The organism is Streptomyces sp. PT12 (genome assembly GCF_003311645.1).
Taxonomy (GTDB): Bacteria; Actinomycetota; Actinomycetes; order Streptomycetales; family Streptomycetaceae; genus Streptomyces.
This window is the reverse complement of record NZ_QEST01000014.1, coordinates 80,567-97,830: the sequence shown is the minus strand read 5'-3', so window position 1 is coordinate 97,830 and position 17,264 is coordinate 80,567. Positions and strand designations below refer to the sequence as shown.

General features: G+C 74.5%; 17 protein-coding genes. 3 read left to right on the top strand and 14 right to left on the bottom strand.

Features of this window, described 5'->3' with window-relative positions; translation table 11 throughout:
* Positions 1 to 6: 6 nt before the first annotated feature.
* Positions 7 to 1,053 (bottom strand): Ku protein, encoded by a 1,047-nt coding sequence (locus DEH69_RS01195; RefSeq protein WP_113685122.1) that lies wholly within the window; start codon positions 1,051 to 1,053, stop codon positions 7 to 9.
* 30 nt (positions 1,054 to 1,083) lie between these two features.
* On the opposite strand from DEH69_RS01195, the gene ligD reads away from it, so the two are divergent.
* A complete protein-coding gene (ligD, locus tag DEH69_RS01190; RefSeq protein WP_113684965.1) occupies positions 1,084 to 1,998 on the top strand; it encodes a non-homologous end-joining DNA ligase in 915 nt (304 codons plus the stop codon).
* 39 nt (positions 1,999 to 2,037) lie between these two features.
* Here ligD and DEH69_RS01185 read toward each other — a convergent pair whose 3' ends face one another.
* The 7 genes from DEH69_RS01185 to infC all read right to left on the bottom strand — a co-directional run bounded on the left by DEH69_RS01185 (position 2,038) and on the right by infC (position 9,579).
* Positions 2,038 to 4,590 carry a phenylalanine--tRNA ligase subunit beta gene (locus DEH69_RS01185; protein ID WP_113684964.1) on the bottom strand — a complete coding sequence of 851 codons (2,553 nt, stop codon included), beginning with the start codon at positions 4,588 to 4,590 and terminating at the stop codon, positions 2,038 to 2,040.
* The gene (gene pheS, locus DEH69_RS01180) at positions 4,590 to 5,705 is read right to left on the bottom strand and encodes a phenylalanine--tRNA ligase subunit alpha (protein ID WP_113684963.1); all 1,116 of its coding nucleotides are present in this window, start codon (positions 5,703 to 5,705) and stop codon (positions 4,590 to 4,592) included. The genes DEH69_RS01185 and pheS overlap by 1 nt, the downstream gene beginning before the upstream one ends.
* Before the next feature lie 146 nt (positions 5,706 to 5,851).
* The gene (locus DEH69_RS01175) at positions 5,852 to 6,931 is read right to left on the bottom strand and encodes an ATP-binding protein (RefSeq protein ID WP_113684962.1); all 1,080 of its coding nucleotides are present in this window, start codon (positions 6,929 to 6,931) and stop codon (positions 5,852 to 5,854) included.
* Positions 6,932 to 7,228: 297 nt separating this feature from the next.
* Positions 7,229 to 8,086 carry an RNA methyltransferase gene (locus tag DEH69_RS01170; RefSeq protein ID WP_113684961.1) on the bottom strand — a complete coding sequence of 286 codons (858 nt, stop codon included), beginning with the start codon at positions 8,084 to 8,086 and terminating at the stop codon, positions 7,229 to 7,231.
* A gap of 110 nt (positions 8,087 to 8,196) precedes the next feature.
* Positions 8,197 to 8,580: a 50S ribosomal protein L20 gene (gene rplT / locus DEH69_RS01165; protein ID WP_113684960.1), complete on the bottom strand. Its 384-nt coding sequence runs from the start codon at positions 8,578 to 8,580 to the stop codon at positions 8,197 to 8,199.
* Between the two features lie 112 nt (positions 8,581 to 8,692).
* On the bottom strand, positions 8,693 to 8,887 hold the full coding sequence (rpmI, locus tag DEH69_RS01160) for a 50S ribosomal protein L35 (protein WP_113684959.1): 195 nt from the start codon (positions 8,885 to 8,887) through the stop codon (positions 8,693 to 8,695).
* A 59-nt stretch (positions 8,888 to 8,946) separates the two neighbouring features.
* On the bottom strand, positions 8,947 to 9,579 hold the full coding sequence (gene infC, locus DEH69_RS01155; protein WP_113685121.1) for a translation initiation factor IF-3: 633 nt from the start codon (positions 9,577 to 9,579) through the stop codon (positions 8,947 to 8,949).
* A 333-nt stretch (positions 9,580 to 9,912) separates the two neighbouring features.
* Between infC and DEH69_RS01150 the strand changes: the two genes are divergently transcribed.
* Positions 9,913 to 10,296 carry a DUF1844 domain-containing protein gene (locus DEH69_RS01150; protein WP_113685120.1) on the top strand — a complete coding sequence of 128 codons (384 nt, stop codon included), beginning with the start codon at positions 9,913 to 9,915 and terminating at the stop codon, positions 10,294 to 10,296.
* On the opposite strand, the gene DEH69_RS01145 is transcribed toward DEH69_RS01150, so the two are convergent.
* Both DEH69_RS01145 and DEH69_RS01140 read right to left on the bottom strand, forming a co-directional pair.
* Positions 10,250 to 10,996: an MIP/aquaporin family protein gene (locus DEH69_RS01145; protein ID WP_113684958.1), complete on the bottom strand. Its 747-nt coding sequence runs from the start codon at positions 10,994 to 10,996 to the stop codon at positions 10,250 to 10,252. The genes DEH69_RS01150 and DEH69_RS01145 overlap by 47 nt on opposite strands.
* Before the next feature lie 115 nt (positions 10,997 to 11,111).
* Complete coding sequence (locus DEH69_RS01140; protein WP_113684957.1) at positions 11,112 to 11,834, bottom strand: SseB family protein; 723 nt, start codon at positions 11,832 to 11,834, stop codon at positions 11,112 to 11,114.
* Between the two features lie 163 nt (positions 11,835 to 11,997).
* Between DEH69_RS01140 and DEH69_RS01135 the strand changes: the two genes are divergently transcribed.
* On the top strand, positions 11,998 to 12,975 hold the full coding sequence (locus DEH69_RS01135) for a serine hydrolase (protein ID WP_113684956.1): 978 nt from the start codon (positions 11,998 to 12,000) through the stop codon (positions 12,973 to 12,975).
* Here the strand turns inward: DEH69_RS01135 and mycP are convergent.
* The 4 genes from mycP to DEH69_RS01115 all read right to left on the bottom strand — a co-directional run bounded on the left by mycP (position 12,941) and on the right by DEH69_RS01115 (position 17,239).
* The gene (gene mycP, locus DEH69_RS01130) at positions 12,941 to 14,188 is read right to left on the bottom strand and encodes a type VII secretion-associated serine protease mycosin (RefSeq protein ID WP_258534355.1); all 1,248 of its coding nucleotides are present in this window, start codon (positions 14,186 to 14,188) and stop codon (positions 12,941 to 12,943) included. The two genes, DEH69_RS01135 and mycP, sit on opposite strands and share 35 nt — an antisense overlap.
* A gap of 4 nt (positions 14,189 to 14,192) precedes the next feature.
* Entirely contained in the window at positions 14,193 to 15,050 is an 858-nt protein-coding gene (locus tag DEH69_RS31185) for a hypothetical protein (RefSeq protein WP_113684954.1), read from the bottom strand.
* 167 nt (positions 15,051 to 15,217) lie between these two features.
* Positions 15,218 to 16,408, bottom strand: coding sequence for a DUF2510 domain-containing protein (locus DEH69_RS01120; protein WP_113684953.1), 1,191 nt, complete (start codon positions 16,406 to 16,408; stop codon positions 15,218 to 15,220).
* Positions 16,409 to 16,453: 45 nt separating this feature from the next.
* Positions 16,454 to 17,239, bottom strand: coding sequence for a 3-oxoacyl-ACP reductase (locus DEH69_RS01115; protein WP_113684952.1), 786 nt, complete (start codon positions 17,237 to 17,239; stop codon positions 16,454 to 16,456).
* Positions 17,240 to 17,264 lie beyond the last annotated feature (25 nt).

The window sequence follows — 17,264 nt, the reverse complement described above, 5'->3', positions numbered from 1 at the left end:
ACGCCGTCAGGAGGCGCGTTTGCGCCCGCCCGCCTTCTTCGCCTGGGCCTTCCCGGCCTGAGTCTTCTTGGCCTGCGCCTTCTTCGCTGGGGCCTTCTCGGCGGCACCCTGTCCGCCCTCCGCCTCCTCGCGGGACGCGGTCTTCTTCGCCGCGGTCTTCCGCGCCGCCGCCTTTTTCTCCTGGGCCTTGCGCGGGGCGGCCTTCTTCTGGCCGGTCTTCTTGATCGGCGTGACGGTCGCCTCCTCGCCGCCCTCGGCCGCCGCCTCCCCCTCGCCACGGCCCTGGCGGGCGTTGCGCACGCTGTCCTCGAGCGCGGCCATCAGGTCGACGACCTTGCCGCCGCCGGGCGCGCCCTCCTCGGCGAGCTCGGGCGCCCGGCCCGTGAGCTTGGCGTCGACCAGCGCCTCCACCGCCTCGCGGTACTCGTCGTGCAGCTCGGCCATGTCCACCTCGCCAAGGGTGTCCATCAGCGTGTAGGCGAGGTCGATCTCGGCGTCCCTGACGGTGACCTGCTCACCGGGCGCCAGCCCGCCCGCCGAGCGGATCTCGTCGGGCCACAGCAGCGTGTGCATGCCCAGCACATCGTCGTCGAGCGCGCGCACCAGCGCGAGGGTCTCCCGCCCGCGCATCGCGAGCTTGGCGATCGCCCCCTTGTCGGCGCGGCGCAGCGCCTCGCGCAGCAGCACATAGGGCTTGGCCGCCCCCGCGTCGGCGGTCAGGTAGTACGAGCGGTCGAGCTGATAGGGGTCGATGCTGCTGACCGGAACGAAGCCCAGGATCTCGACCGTTCTCGCGGTGGGCAGCGGCAGGGCGTTCAGGTCGGCGTCGGTCAGCTGGACGAGGGAGCCGTCGGCCGTCTCGTACGCCTTGCCGATCTGCTCGCCCGACACCTCCTCGCCGTCGATCTCGCACACCTTCCGGTAGCGGATCCTGCCCTCGTCGGACGTGTGGACCTGGCGGAAGGACACCGAGTGGTTCTCCGTGGCGCTGACGACCTTGATGGGGATGGTGACAAGACCGAAGGAGATCGACCCCTTCCATACCGTTCGCATCATCTGCCCCTTTCGTGCCACTCTCAGGGTATGCCGGTCGTGACCGTCGAGGGGCGGCGTCTGACGCTGACCAATCTGGACAAGGTCATCTACCCGGACGGGACGACCAAGGGCGAGCTGCTGCACTACTACGCCAGCCACGGCGACGCGCTCCTCCCCCACCTCGCCGACCGGCCGCTGAGCCTGCTGCGCTACCCCGACGGGCCCGCGGGGCAGCGTTTCTTCACCAAGAACGTCCCGCCCGGCACCCCCGACTGGGTGAACGTCGCCGATGTCCCGCGCTCCGGCGGCGGCGAGCCGCTGCGGCAGGTGGTGGTCAACGACCTGCCGGGGCTGATGTGGGCGGCCAACCTGGTCACCGAGCTGCACACCTACCAGTGGCGGGCCCAGGCCCCCGGGGTGGCCGACCGGCTGGTCCTCGACCTCGACCCCGGGGCGCCCGCGACGATCGCCGACTGCTGCCGGGTCGCGCTGTGGCTGCGCGAGCGGCTGGCCGCGGACGGCCTCGCGGCCTGCGCGAAGACCTCGGGGTCCAAAGGGCTGCACGTGCTGTGCCCGCTGCGCCCCACCCCTTCGGCGCGCGCGTCCGACTACGCCAAGGAGCTGGCGCGCGAGGCGGCGCGCGCCCTGCCGGGGCTGGCGATCGGCGAGATGGCCAGGCGGCTGCGCCCTGGCAAGGTGTTCATCGACCACAGCCAGAACGCCGCCCGCAAGACGACCGCCGCCCCCTACACCCTGCGCGCCCGCCCCGCGCCCACGGTCTCCGCGCCCGTGGGCTGGGACGAGCTCGACGAGGTGGCCGAGGGGGGCGACCCGGCGTCGCTCGACATCCGCATGGCCGACATCGCGCGCCGCCTCGCGGAGCGCGGGGAGCTGATGCGCGACCTGACGCGCGCGTCGGCGGCCCGGCCGCTGCCCGAACGCGGCGAGGGCCGCCGCACCTGACGGTGAGGCGGCCCTCGCGTCAGCGCGGGAAGCCGGCCATCAGCCGCCGCGCAGCGTCGCCCCGGTCCGCTCCACCGCGGCGGCCACCGCGGCCTCGCGCGCCTCGGTCAGCTCATCCGCGGTCAGCGTCCGGTCGGGCGCGCGGAAGCGCAGGGCGTAGGCCAGCGACTTGCGGCCCTGGCCCACCTGCTCGCCGGTGAACACGTCGAAAAGCCGCAGGGACTCGAGCAGTTCCCCCGCCCCGGCGCGCAGCGCCGCCTCGACGTCAACCGCGGGCACCGACGCGTCCACGACCAGCGCCACATCCTGCGTGGCCACGGGGAACGACGAGACGCGCGGCCCCGCCACCAGCCCGGGGGTGGCGCGTTCCAGCAGATCGAGGTCGGCCTCCATCGCGCATGTGCGCTCCGGCAGGCCCAGCGCCTTGACCACCCTGGGGTGCAGCTCGCCCGCGTGCCCGACCAGGGTCCTGGCCCCGTCGACCGAGGCGTACAACGCGGCGCACCGGCCCGGGTGCCACGGCGCGTGCCGGTCGTTCTCCACAGCCAGCTCGACGCCCGCCTCGCGGGCGACCGTGCGGGCGGCCTCGACCGCGTCGGCCCAGTCGGCGGGGCGGCCACCGCCCCACCAGCCCGCCTGCTCGCGGGCCCCGGCCAGCGCGACGGCGACCCGCCGCGGCTGGGCGGGCAGCGCCGCCTCCAGCTCGGCGACCTGCTCGTCGGTCGGCCGCGCGTCGACCGGAAGCCGGGCCGCGGGGGCCTCGGCCCCGGTGGGCCGGAACACCAGGCCCGTCTCGTACAGCGCCAGGTCGCCGCTGCCCCTGCCGACGTTGCGGCGCAGGGCGTCGAGCAGCCCGGGCAGCAGCGTGGTGCGCAGCCAGGGCGTCTCGTCGGAGATGGGGTTGACCAGGCGCGCGGCGCGGCGGCGCGCGTCGTCGTCCGGCAGCCCGAGCCCGTCGAGCTGCGCGGGCCCGACAAACGGCGCGCTCAGCACCTCGACATGGCCCGTCCCCGCGAGCGCCCTGCCGACCCTGCGGTGCAGCCGCTGCCTCGCGGTCAGCCCACGCCCGGCCGGCGGGCGCGGCAGCGTCGCGGGCAGCGCGGTGTACCCGGCGAGGCGGATGACCTCCTCGGCCAGGTCGTTGGGCTCGGCCAGGTCGGGGCGCCACGTGGGAACGGTGACGGTCAGCTCGTCGGAGCCCGCCACCTCGCAGCCGATCTCCTGGAGGTGGCGCACCACCGCCTCCCTGCCGTACGCCATGCCCGCCACCCGGTCGGGGTGGTCGGCGGGAATGGTGACGGTGCGCGGCTCGCGCGGCTCGGCGACCACGGTGACGCCGGGGTCGGCCGTACCGCCCGCGAGCAGGACGAGCAGGTCGACGGCCCGCTGGCCCGCGGCGGCGGCCGCCTCGGGATCCACGCCCCGCTCGAAACGGCGGGCGGCCTCGCTGCCCAGCTTGTGGCGGCGCGCGGTGCGGGCCACGGTGACCTGGTCGAAGTGCGCCATCTCCAGGACGACCTCGGTGGTCCCCACGGGCCACTCGGTCTGGGGGCCCCTCCCAGCCGTCAGGGCTGGGGGATGATCGGCCACCTCGGCGATCTCGGTGTCGGCGCCGCCCATCACGCCCGCGAGGCCGATGGGGCCGCTGTCGTCGGCGATCACCAGGTCCTCGGGGTCGAGGGTGCGCGCGGTGCCGTCCAGGGTGGTCAGCTTCTCGCCCGCCCTCGCCCTGCGGACCGCGATGGGCCCCGAGAGCCGAGTGCGGTCGTAGGCGTGCAGCGGCTGGCCGATCTCCAGCATCACGTAGTTGGTGATGTCCACGGCGAGCGAGATCGGCCGCATGCCCGCCTTCTGGAGGCGGCGCTGGAGCCACAGCGGCGAACGCGCCTCGGGCCGCACCCCGGTGACGGTGCGCAGCACGATGCGGTCGCACGCGACGGTGTCGCTGACGACGGCGGGGTAGCCGGAGCCGTTGCCCTCGGGGACGTCGAGCAGCGCGGGGTCGCGCAGCGGCAGGCCGAACGCGGTGGCCGTCTCGCGGGCCAGGCCGCGCATCGACAGGGCGTAGCCGCGGTCGGATGTGACGGCGATGTCGAGGACCTCGTCGACCAGCTCAAGCAGCGCGATGGCGTCGATGCCGACCTCGTACTCGGGCGGCAGCACGACGATGCCGCCGTGGTCGTCGCCCATGCCGAGCTCGCGCGCCGAGCAGATCATGCCCTCGGAGACGCGGCCGTAGGTCGTGCGGGCGGTGATCTCGAACCCGCCGGGCAGCACGCCGCCGGGGAGGACGACCACGACCTTGTCGCCCACCGCGAAGTTGCGGGCGCCGCAGATGATGTTCTGCGGCTCGCCCGTGCCGTTGGCCGCGCCCACGTCCACCTGGCAGTAGCGGATGGGCTTCTTGAACTCGGTCAGCTCCTCGATGGCCAGCACCCGGCCGACCACCAGCGGCCCCGAAAGGTCGGCGCCCAGCCGGTCGACGGCCTCGACCTCGAAGCCCGCGGCGATCAGCCGCTCGGCCACCTCGCGGCCGGTCACCCCGGCAGGCAGGTCGACGTACTCCCGCAGCCAGGAAAGCGGGGCGCGCATCAGATCTCCATCCCGAACGGGCGGGTGAACCGCACGTCACCCTCGATCATGTCTCGGATGTCCTCGACGTTGTGGCGGAACATCAGCAGCCGCTCGATGCCGAAGCCGAACGCGAAGCCGCTGTACTTCTCCGGGTCCACGCCGCACGCGGTCAGCACCTTGGGGTTGACCACGCCGCAGCCGCCGAGCTCGACCCAGCCCTCGCTCGAACACGTGCGGCAGGGCCGGTCGGGGTTCCCCGCGGACTCGCCGCGGCAGCGGAAGCAGAGCATGTCCATCTCGGCGGACGGCTCGGTGAACGGGAAGTAGTGCGGGCGCAGCCGCGTGTGCACGCCCTCGCCGAACAGCGAGCGCACCATGTGGTCGAGCGTGCCCTTGAGGTCCGCCATGGTCAGGCCCTCGTCGATCGCGAGCAGCTCCACCTGGTGGAAGACGGGGCTGTGCGTGGCGTCGAGCTCGTCGCTGCGGTAGACGCGGCCCGGGCAGATCACATAGATGGGCGGCGTGCGCTCCAGCATCGAACGGATCTGCACCGATGACGTCTCGGTGCGCAGCACCAGGTCGGGGCCGCCAGCGGCGCCCTCGACGAAGAAGGTGTCGCGCGTCGACCTGGCGGGGTGGTCGGGGCCGATGTTGAGGGCGTCGAAGTTGAACCACTCGGTCTCGACCTCGGGCCCCTCGGCGACCTCGTAGCCCATGGCCACGAAGATGTCCTCGATGCGCTCGGAGAGCGTGGTCAACGGGTGCCGCGCCCCCGGCGGCACCCGGTCGTGCGGCAGCGTGACGTCCACCGCCTCATCGACCAGGACGCGCTCGTCGCGCTCGGCCTCGAGCTCGGCCTGGCGGGCGGCGAGCGCCTTGTTCACCGCGCCCCTGGCCTGCCCGACGCGCTTGCCCGCGTCCGCGCGGGCCTGCGGGGGCAGGGCGCCGATCTCCCGGTTGGCCAGGGCCAGCGGCGAGCGGTCGCCGACGTGGGCGACCTTGGCCTCCCGCAGCGCGTCGAGGCTGTCCGCGGCGGCGAACGCCGCGAGGGCTTCGTCCCGCACGCGGTCGATCTCTTCCGGTTTCAGTGCCTCGACCTCGACAGGGTCGTACGACTTGTTGGGTGCCGACATCTCTTCCCGTGCTTCCGATTGGCGTGACCCGCCGCGCTCCCGGGGTCAGGGACCGAGTCTAAGGGGGCGCGCGCGGCCGCGTGTACGCGGTGGACGCCCGCGGGCGGGGCTCCTCGGGCGGCCAGGAGGCTCCAGGGCTTCGAGGCTCAGGAGAGGAACGCCGGTGTGCCCGCGGGCAGGATGAACCGGAAGCGGGCGCCACCGCCGTCGGACCTGCCGACGGTCACGGTGCCGCCGTGTGCCTCCACGATGCCCTTGACGATGTAGAGGCCGAGCCCGGTGCCGCCGCGCTCGCTGCCGCGCCAGAAGCGCGTGAAGACCCGGTGCATCGCCTCCTCGGGGATGCCGGGGCCCTCGTCGCTGACCGTCACGGCCATGCCTTCCTGGCGCGTACGGGTGGGCGGCACGTGGTGCATCTCGATGGTGACGGTTCCGCCGCCGTGGCGCACGGCGTTCTCAAGGAGGTTGCCGAGCACCTGGTCGACCTTGTCGGGATCCGCCCACAGCCCGGGGACCTGCTCGCTCAGCCGCAGCTCGAAGCGCTCGGCGGGGCAGCCGCCGTTGATCATGGTCTTCACATGGCGGCGGACCGCCTCGTCGAGCCTGACCGGCTGGCGGCGGATCTCCAGGCGCCCCGAGTCGATCCGTGAGACGTCGAGCAGCTCGGTGATCAGCCGCGTGACGCGGTCGGCGTCGGAGTCGACGGTCTGGAGCATGAGCCGCTTCTGCTCGTCGGTGAAGCGGTCCCACTTGTCCAGCATGGTCGCCGTGAACCCCTTGACCGAGGTCAGCGGCGAGCGCAGCTCGTGCGCGACGGTGGCGATCAGCTCGGCGTTGCTGCGCTCGGTGCGCCGCCGGGCGTCGGTGCCGCGCAGGGTCACCACCAGGCGCCGCACCGCGCCCCCCGGGGCGACGCGCACATAGCGCGCGGCGACCAGCACCTCGCGCCCGCCGGGCAGCAGGAGGTTGCGCTCCGGCTGTCCCGAGCGGGTGGCCAGGCCGTGGTAGGGGTCCGTCAGGCGCCACCACGGGCGGCCCTCGGGGTCCTCGAGGGGCAGAACGGACTCGATCGGCCGGCCGATGGACTCCTCGGCGCCGCGCCCGGTGAGCCGCGCGGCCTCGGCGTTGAAACAGCTGACCAGGCCGAGCCTGTCGGCGACCACCAGACCATCGGGAAGGTCATCGGGCCCCAGATCGAGCTCCCCGGCACCGTGCGCGGTGTCCATCCCCGTTCGCCCCTCTCCCGTGCGGGTCACCCTACTAGGGCCTGTCTGACCATCCCCGGCGGGCCCGCGACGACCGGCATCCCTCCCCCAGAGTTCGTCCGGGGGACCCCCAGGCTGCGTTGCCGCATCGCGCGAGTACCTCCCCCGGACTCCGTCCGGGGGTGCCCCCACCGTACGAGCCGCGATCCGGCGCCTTGCCAGGCGGGCGCCATCCGCCGCTCGCTGATCCACCGGAATTATCAGACAGGCCCTGGGGCCACGGGGCCCGCCATCGAAGGGCGGTCGCCTTCCGGCCGTTCAGGCGCGGGCCGCGGAGCGGCAGCCGCCGGGGGCGCGCTGGGCGCGGGCGGACGCGTAGAGGCACACGGCGGCGGCGGTGGCCAGGTTGAGGCTCTCGGCGCGGCCGTGCAGCGGCACCCTGACCACCGCGTCGGCCAGCGCGCGGGTCCCGGCGGGAAGCCCCCACGCCTCGTTTCCGAAGATCCATGCGGTGGGTCGCCCCATCGCGCCGTCGTCCAGCTCGGCGTCGAGGTCGCGCTCCCCTCCCCCATCGGCCGCGACGACCCGCACCCCGGCGCCCGACAGCGCGGCGACCGCCTCGTCGACGGGCACGCCGAGGGCCACCGGGAGGTGGAAGATGCTGCCCGCGGAGGCGCGCACCGCCTTGGGGTTGTAGAGGTCCACCGAGGCGTCGGTGAGGATGACGGCGTCGGCGCCCGCGGCGTCGGCGCAGCGCAGCACGGTGCCCGCGTTGCCCGGGTCGCGGACGTGCGCGAGCACGGCGACCAGCCGGGGCGCGGCGGCGGTGATCTCGGCCAGCGGCCGGTCGAGGAAGCGGCACACGCCGACCAGGCCCTGCGGGGTGACCGTCCCGGAGAGGTCGGCGAGAACGGCGGGCGCCGCGAGGTGGACCCTGGCCCCGGCGGAACGCGCCGCCGCGACGACGTCGGGGTGCCGCTCGGCTGCCTCGGGCGTGGCGAACAGCTCGACGAGCGTGCTCACGTCGCCGTCCCTATGGGCCACGGCCTCCCGCACGGCCTGCGGGCCTTCGGCCAGAAAACGCCGCTCCCTGCCGCGGGCGGCGCGCCGCAGCAGCCGCTTGGCGGCGGCGACCCGGGAGGCACGGGGGGAGATCAGCTCGGCGGCGGGGCCCATGGGAGGCGGCTCACTTCGAAGGGGGCGTGACACGCGGCGGGAGGGCGGGATAACGCGACGGGACCCGCAGGCGGGCGGCCTGCGGGTCCGGTCGCGTTGTGGAACGCGGCTCAGGCGGCCTTCGGGGCGTTGACGTCGCTCGGCAGCGCCTTCTGCGCCGTCTCGACCAGCACGGCGAACGCGCCCGGGTCGTTGACCGCGAGCTCGGCCAGCATCTTGCGGTCCACCTCGATCTCCGCGGCCTTCAGGCCCTGGATGAACCGGTTGTAGGTGATGCCGTTGGCGCGGGCGGCGGCGTTGATCCGCTGGATCCACAGCTGCCTGAAGTCGCCCTTGCGCTTCTTGCGGTCGTTGTAGTTGTAGACGAGGGAGTGGGTGACCTGCTCCTTCGCCTTGCGGTACAGGCGGGAGCGCTGGCCGCGGTAGCCGCTGGCCTGCTCGAGGATCGCCCGGCGCTTCTTGTGGGCGTTGACTGCCCGCTTGACGCGTGCCACGTGTGTACTCCTTGCAGGGGGGCCGCGGGATGCTCACGCGGCCCGGAACGGATGGGGTCCGGTCGGCTCTCGGGCGCTCCGCCGCCGTCGCGGCGCGCGGAGGGCGCCCGGGTCACTTGCCGAGAAGCTTCTTGATCCTCTTGGCGTCGGCCGGAGCCGTCTCCGTCGTGCCGGCAAGGCGACGGGTCAGCGTCGACGGCTTGTGCTCCAGGTAGTGACGGCGACCGGCGCGCTGGCGCATCACCTTGCCGGAACCAGTGATCTTGAAACGCTTGCTGGCGCCGGTGTGCGTCTTGTTCTTCGGCATGTCGCCGTTCTCTCCTCGTCCTTCGTACTGTCACGTGCCGCCGGGGGCGGCGCCCTGCCTCAGGCGGACGCCTTCCCCTGCTGGCGTTCGGCCTTGCGGGCGGCCTGGGCCTCCCTGGCCTCCGCCATGGCCTCGGTCTTCTTCTTGTGCGGGCCGAGAACCATGATCATGTTCCGCCCGTCCTGCTTGGGATTGGACTCCACGAAGCCCAGATCCTGGACGTCCTCGGCAAGTCGTTGCAGCAGCCTGTAGCCCAGCTCAGGGCGGGACTGCTCACGACCGCGGAACATGATCGTGATCTTGACCTTGTCCCCCTGCTTGAGGAACCGGACGACGTGACCCTTCTTGGTGTCGTAGTCGTGCGGATCGATCTTCGGCCGGAGCTTCATCTCCTTGATCACCGTGTGCGCCTGGTTCTTGCGCGCCTCACGGGCCTTCATGGCCGACTCGTACTTGAACTTTCCGTAGTCCATGAGCTTGCAGACCGGCGGGCGGGCGTTGGCCGCGACCTCGACCAGGTCCAGGTCGTACTCCTGTGCAAGCTCCAGGGCTTTGGCAAGCGGCACGATGCCGACCTGCTCGCCGCTGGGACCGACGAGTCGCACCTCGGGGACGCGAATCCGGTCGTTGATGCGGGGCTCGGCGCTGATGGGGCCTCCTCGGTTTGCGCCGCACGGATGCCTGGCGGGCAGCCGTGCTGGAATAGGTCTGGTGGACCGCCGCACGGCGGCGTGAAAAAACGCCCCGGGCGACGCACAGGCGGGGCTCCACACAGACCTGGAGCACCACCGCGGCAGATCGCGGGGCGCGAAAGGACCGGTGACCTGCCGACCCTGGGGTCGATCAGGTGGGAGAGCGGAGCCTCCACTTGCGGGCCGGGCACACGGATGTCCGGCCGGTCACCCTCCATGGTACAGCACCCTTGCGGAACCACCGCGCGGTGTGCTCCCGACCCGCCGTGGGACACCCCCCACCGGGCGCATAGGGTGGTCCGCATGAGCGAGGCGGGACCCGACATCGGCGGCATGACCCCCAACGTCGGTGACATGACTCCGAATGTCGGTGACATGGCGAGGGACATCGCGGACGTGCCCGCGGTGGAGGTGATCACCACGGTCGCCGTGCACCTGATGAGCGCGTCCGCGGTCAGCCTGGGTCTTGCCGAGGACGGCGAGCGGCACCGTGACCTGGACGAGGCGCGGAAGCTGATCACCGCGCTCGCCGGGCTGGTCACGGCGGCCGCCCCCGAGGTGGGCTCCTACCACGCCGCGCCCCTGCGCGACGGGCTGAAGTCGCTGCAACTGGCCTTCAGGGAGGCGTCGGCGGTGCCGGACGACCCGGGCCAGGGTCCTGGGGAGGCGTTCACGGGGCCGGTCGCCGCCCCGGCACCGCGCGGCGCCAGTCGGTGAGCCACTCGTCCGGCTGAGGGTGGACGATCCGGTGCACGATCACCGCGACCGCCGCGCCCACCAGCGGGGCGACGATGAAGAGCCACAGCTGCGCCAGCGCGCTGCCCGCGGCGAAGAGGGCGGGCGCCAGGCTGCGGGCGGGGTTGACCGACGCGCCGGTCAGCGGGATGCCGACGAGGCTGACCGCGCCGAGGGTGAGCCCGACGGGGACGCCCTCCCAGCCCTTGAGCAGCGATGTGCTGGTCACCGAGAGCCACACGAAGACCAGCAGGAACGTCAGCATGATCTCCACGACGAACGCGCCGCCGAGCGACAGGCCGACCGCTGACCGGTCGTCGAAGCCATTGGTGCCGAACGCCTCGCTCGTGTCGAGCCCCGGGACCTGTTTGGCCACCAGGAAGAGCAGCGCCGCGCCCGCGATGGCGCCGACGAACTGGGCGATCCAGTACATGATCGCGCTCTGGAGCGACATGCGCCCGGCCAGCAGCATGCCCAGCGTGACCGCGGGGTTGAGATGGCTGCCCGAGATCGCGCCGAACGCGAAGACGAGGCCGATCAGTACGAAGGCGAACGCGAGGGCGATGCCCATCGACCCGATGAACTCGCCCGCCACCACCGCGGCGCCGACTCCGAAGAAGACGAGCAGCAGCGTTCCCACGCATTCGGCCGCTAGCGGTTGGGGTTCGGTCTCGGCGGACATGGCGCCCTCCCGTGGCTGACGACGGCTTTCGTCGCAGTCTGTGGCGCGTGCCGGGCGCCCGCACGCCGACCGGGCCATGCGAGTGACGCCTTCCGGCGGCGGGAGGCGGCGGCGTTCAGCGGTGGTAGGTCGGCTCCCCTGGCAGCGCGGCGCCTGGGGGCAGCACGGCCAGCTGGAGTCCGCGCACCAGATGGGCGCGCAGCACCTCGTCACCGGCCAGCGCGCGGGCGAGCCGGGTCATGGCGGGGGCGGCGTCGGCCCGGCCGTCGAGGCGCAGCGCCAGCGTGGCGTCCGCGTCGCCGCCCGGCACCAGGTGGGCGGCGGCCACCGCGGGCTCGGTGGCCAGCACGGCGCGCACGGCCTCGGCCACGGCGGGGGCGGAGGCCGGGGAGCCGCCGCCCGCGACGGCGCGCAGCCCGGCCCCGGCGAGCTCGTAGGCGACGGGCCCCGCGATGTCCACGACGAGCGCCCCCGCGCCCTCCTGCACCGCGGCGGCCAGGGCCTGGCGCGTGGTGACGGGCACGGGCCTGGCGTCGGAGCGCCAGCGGGCCAGGGTCTCGGTGGCGGTGAAGACCGGGAGCGCGCGGCGGCCGCCCGGGAGCGCGAGGGTGAGCACGGCCATCTCGCTGCTCTTGTCCCTGCGCAGCCCGTCCTCGCCCGTCTCGGCCTCGCCGAGCACGGCGACGACGGGGACCAGCAGCCTGGCGCCGCCGAGCGCGCTCAGGACGGCGGGCTCGGTACCGGGGTCGCGCGCCCAGTCGGCCAGCGCGCGGGCGAGGGCGGGATCGGCGGTGCCGTCGTCGGCGGCGAAGGCGGGCCTGGGGATGTTCAGCGGCACGCGTCGAGGGTATCCGGGCGGCCGCGAGGGGCGTGCGCGGGGCGCGTGGGCGGCCCAACGCGCCCCCGGGGCACGGGCGTTGCGGAACTACTGTCACCGACTGTTACGCGTTCTTCATTCAGCGGGCGATGACTCGTGCACATGTGCGGGATACCGTGCGGTTATGAGACTGTCGCGGCGAATACGGCCCGCCCTGATGGTGAACGCCGCCCTGGCGAGCTCGCTGCTGGCCGTCACCGCGGCCGGGGACTCCGTCCCTCCCGCGGGGGGTCCGCAGGCGGTGGAGAGACCGGTGGACGACCTGGGCGCCGTGGGGGCGGGGACGGAGGGGAGCGGGGTGAGCCCGGACGGCGGGACGAGCGGCCGTTCGTCCCCCTACGTGCCCAGCTCGACGGTGCGGGACGCGTTGCTCGCCCAGTCGCTGCCGCGCCTCGTGGGCGATCCGCCGCCGCGCCTCTCGGTGGCCGTGACCTCGCTCGACGGGGAGGTCGCCGCGGCGTACGGCGCGGACCACTTCGACACCGCGAGCATCGTCAAGGTCGACATCCTGGCCGCCCTGCTGCTCAAGGCGCAGGACGAGGGCCGCGAGCTGACGGCGCGCGAGCGGCTGCTCGCCGAGGTCATGATCCAGCGCAGCGACAACGACGCGGCCGACGAGCTGTGGCTCGCGATCGGCGGGGGCGCCGGGCTCGACGCGGCCAACGAGCGGCTCGGCCTCGTCGCCACCTCGGCGGGCCCCGCGGGCCACTGGGGCCTGACCCAGACCACCGCCGTCGACCAGCTGGCCCTGCTGCGCGCGATCCATGGCGCGCGGACGCCGCTGCACGCCGACTCCCAGGCGTACATCAGGGAGTTGATGGCCACGGTGGTGCCCGAGCAGCGCTGGGGTATATCGGCCGCGGCGGACGGGGGCGCCGACGGGGGCTTCGAGCTGAAGAACGGCTGGCTGCCGCGCACCCGCACCGGGCTGTGGGACGTCAACAGCATCGGCCGGGTCACCGTGGAGGGGCGCCCCTATCTGGTGGCCGTCGTCTCCGACGGCCACCTCTCGTGGGAGGCGGGCGTCGCCGTGGTCGAGGCCGCCGCCGAGGCCGCGCTGTCGGCCGTCAGGGCCGACCAGGCCCCGCGGTCAGGCGTCTGACCCGCTCCCTGATCCGGGCGGTCCCGCCGCCCATCAACGCCGCCGCCGCGGCGAGCAGCACCACCCCCGCCGCGCCCGAGAGCGGCGCGAGCCAGGCCGAGCGCCCCGCGCCGTCGCCGCCGTCGCTCGGCCCTGGCCCGAAGAACTCCCCCTCGTAGGGGCCAGCGGCGGGCGCCAGGGGCCTGGCGGTCAGGCCAGCGGCCGCGGCGATGGCCGCGGCCGGGTCCACCATGCCGCTGCCCAGCGCGTCGTCGCGGCCCCCGGGCGGCGGGTGCGCCGCCGTCTCCACGAGCACGTCCCGCACCTGCGCCGGGGTCAGATCGGGGTGGGCGGCGAGCAGCAGCGCCACGGAGCCGGAGACGAACGCGGCGGCCGCCGACGTTCCCCAGCCGGTGTAGTAGTCGCGGTCGGGGTCGGCCACGATGACGTCCTTGCCGGGGGCGCACAGGGTCGCGTACCAGCGCTCGGTGGAGAACTCCGCGGGGCTGCCGCCCCGGTCCACCGCGGCGACGGCGATCACGCCGGGGTAGCCCGCGGGGTAGGACACGGGGTCGCCGTTCTCGCCGCCGTTGCCCGCGGACGCGACGACGACCGCGCCATGGGAGAGCGCGTAGCGCACGGCGGCGTCCTCATCGGGGTCAGGGTGGGCGGACTCGCTGTCGTCGCCGAGCGAGAGGTTGATGACGTCGGCGCCCTGGTCGGTGGCCCAGCGGATGCCCTCGGCGAGGGCGCCCGAACGCGTCTCGCGCGCCGTGTCCCGCTCCGGGTCGTCGTCCTCGAGCAGCACGCGCACCGGCAGGATCTCGGCCTCGGGCGCGACGCCCATCACGCCGGAGCCGCGCCCGGCGCCGTGGCCGCGGCCCGCGATGATGCCCGCCATGGCCGTGCCGTGCGAGGCCCACTCCTCGTCGCCCGGCCCCGCGCCCATGCCCACCATGTCGCGGCCCTGGCGGATCGCGCCCGCCAGGTCGGGGTGGGTGGGGTCGACGCCGGTGTCGAGGACGGCGACGGTGACGCCCCCGCCGCGGGTGGTCTCCCACGCGGCGGGGGCGTTGACGGCGTCGAGGGCCCACTGCTGCTGGTCGCGTATCGCGTCGGCGCGCGCGGGCCCGGCCGTCGGCAGCAGCAGCCCGGCGGCGAGCAGGGTGGCCAGGGCGGGGACGGCGCGCCGGGCGGCGGTGGCCGGGCCTGCGGCGTTCGCTTCTGCGGTCACGGGGTCAGTGCTCCTCGACTCGCTGGTCGGCGGTCGCGCGCAGGTCGCGTTCGACGCGTTCGGCGATGCCCGCCGCGTCATGGCCGAGCCCCGCGAGCGCGACGGTGGTGTCCTGGCCCTCGGCGGTGGCCTCGGCGGCGGGTCGCGGGTCGGTGAGGGGGCGGCCGTCGGCGAAGCCGGTGACGGCGTAGGCGACGACGGGAAGTCCCGGCAGCGCCTTGATCGTCCAGGCGCCGCGCTGCTCGTCGCCGAAGTCCTCGGCGGGGGTGCCGGGCGCGGCGAACGGGCGGGGCATGAGGTCGGCGCGGGCGTCGAGGCCCTCGGTGGTGAGGCGGGCGGCGAGGGCGTCCATCCGGGCGGGCCCCGCCTCGGTGAACATCAGCCCCACGGTGGTGACGGTGGTCTGGGTCTCGTCGGCGTAGGTGGCGCGCAGCAGCCGGTGGCAGCCGACGGGGGCGAGGACGTCGGCGAGCAGCGGGTCGAACGCCTCGGCGCACGTCGCGTCGGGGGCGACGGCGACGCGTATCCAGAGTCGGTCGGAGCCGCCGGGGCCCGCGCCCTCGCCGGTGATCTCGGGCGGGAACAGCACGTCCACGGGTATCTCACGCCACAGGTCGCGCCGTTCGTCGAGGGCGGCCGCGGCGGACGAGTGGTCGTCGCCGTCGCCGACGAGCCATGCCCCGGCCGCGGCGCCGCCGAGCAGGCCCGTGCCGAGCACCAGGCACGTGACCGCGGTGGCCAGGCGCAGCGACGCGCGGGCGGTGACGCCGCGCGGCCCGCCCTCGGGCGGCGGCGCGGCGCGCTGCGCGGGGATGTCGGGAGGTGCCGAGGGGCGCGGCGGGGCGGCGGGCCGTGGCGGCACCGCGGGCCTCGGGGGCGCGCCCGGTCTCGTGGGAGCCGCCGCGCCTCGAGGGGTCAGGGGCGGCAACGGCGAACGCCGCGGTCCCTGTTCGGTGTTCATCCGCACACTCCCCGGCCACCTGACGCCCCGCTGGTCAGCTCGACTCCGGTCACTTTACGGGCGCGTTCTCAGGCCCGGGTACCGGGTCCCTGGGCGGACGTCGCCGCCGCGCCCTGCACGAGGCGGTCCATGTCCTCCTCGGGGGGCGACTCGTCCCCGATGTCGAACCCGAGGCGCAGGACGACGAGATCGCCCGAGCCGTCGGGGGCGGGGAAGGCCACCGACTCGACGAACGCGGCGGTACCCGACGCCGTCTCGATGCGGCTGCGGATGTGATACCCCTCCTGTCCTGCGACCGTGACGGCCCGGGAGAACACCTCCTCGCGCTCGGTGACCGAGCCATAGGTCTCGGGGCTGTACGACTCGCTCTCGTTGGCGCCTATGTCCGCGCTGACGTAGTCCTGCGCGGGGACGTCGCCCGCGCCCGGCACGATGCTGACGAACGCGCCCGCGCGCACGCAGTTCATGGCCGAGTCGCCGGGGCAGGGGTGGTCCCCCGTGGTCACGGCGAAGCCGCCGTCGTACTGGCTCTCCGACCAGCCGTCGAGCAGCGGGAGGACCAGGCCGCCCGCGGTGGCCGTGGTGAGCCCCCCGTCGCCGCCGTTCCCGCCGCCGTCTCCGCGCGGGTCCTCCTCCGGGTCGGCGGGCTCGCCGGGCTCGCCGGGCTCCGCGGGCGGCGGCTCGTCGGGCGGCGCGCCGTCGTCCTCGTCGGGTGCGGGCTCGCCCCGCGGGTCTTCCGCGCTGGCGCTCGGCGCCGGGCCGCGGCCCTCGGGCTCCTCGTCATCGCCGCCGCCGAGCAGCACCACGAGGCCGACCGCGAGGGCGGCCACCACCACGATCGCGCCCGCGATGAGCGCCGTGCGCTGCCCACCGCCCGGGGGCGCGGGCGGCGGGTGGGGTGCGTAGCCACCGGGGGGCGCGCCATACGGGGTGGGCGCCGGGCCCTGCCCGTACGCGCCGTAGGGCGCGGTGGCGTACGGCGAGGGGGGCGCCGCGGGCGGCGGCGCCAGGGGCTTCTCGCCCGGCAGGGTCGCCATGCGGGCCGTGTCGCCGGGCGCGGCGGACTCGGGGGGCTCAGCGGGCTCGGGGGGCTCAGCGGGCTCGGGGGGCGGCGTCGGAACGCCGTCCACGACGGTGACGTCGCGGGCCGACCGGGTCTGACCGGTCCAGGCGGTGCCGTCCCAACGGCGTTCCGGTGCGGGCCCGTCGCCGGTGTGACCTGGGTCCGGATACCAACCGGGCGGAGTCGTCGCGCTCACGCAGTGAACTTCTCACACCGCCGCCGTTCCGGCCACCACCCCGGACTACAACGGCGTTACATATGCGCCCGAAATCCCGCCGTCCACAAGGAAGTCGGCGGCGTTGACGAACGAGGAGTCGTCGCTCGCCAGGAACGCCACCGCCGCGGCGATCTCCTCGGGCTCGGCGAAGCGCCCGCCGGGGACGTGCACCAGGCGGCGCGCGGCGCGCTCGGGGTCCTTGGCGAACAGCTCCTTCAGCAGGGGGGTGTTGACAGGGCCTGGGCACAGGGCGTTGACGCGGATGCCCTCCCTGGCGAACTGCACGCCGAGCTCGCGGGACATCGCGAGCACCCCGCCCTTGGACGCGGTGTAGCTGATCTGCGACGTGGCCGCGCCCAGGACGGCGACGAACGACGCGGTGTTGATGATCGACCCCTTGCCCTGCCGCCGCATGTAGGGGATGGCCGCCTTGCAGCACAGGTAGACCGACGTGAGGTTGGTCTGCTGGACCCGCTGCCAAGCGTCGAGCTCCGTGGTGAGGATCGAGTCGTCGTCGGGCGGCGAGATCCCGGCGTTGTTGAACGCGATGTCCACCGAGCCATAGGTCTCGTCGGCCGTCCTGAACAGCGCCTCGACCTGCTCGGCCTCGGTGACGTCGGCGTGCACGTACAGGCCGCCGACCTCGGCCGCCGCGGCCTCGCCGCGCGCGGCGTCGACGTCGGCGCACACCACGTGGGCGCCCTCGGCGGCCAGTCGGCGGGCCGAGGCCAGGCCGATGCCGCTGCCCGCCCCGGTGACCACGGCGGTGCGGCCGACCAGCCTGCGGCAGACGGCGGTGGGGTGTGTCACGTGGGTCTTCTCCTTGGCTAGCGCT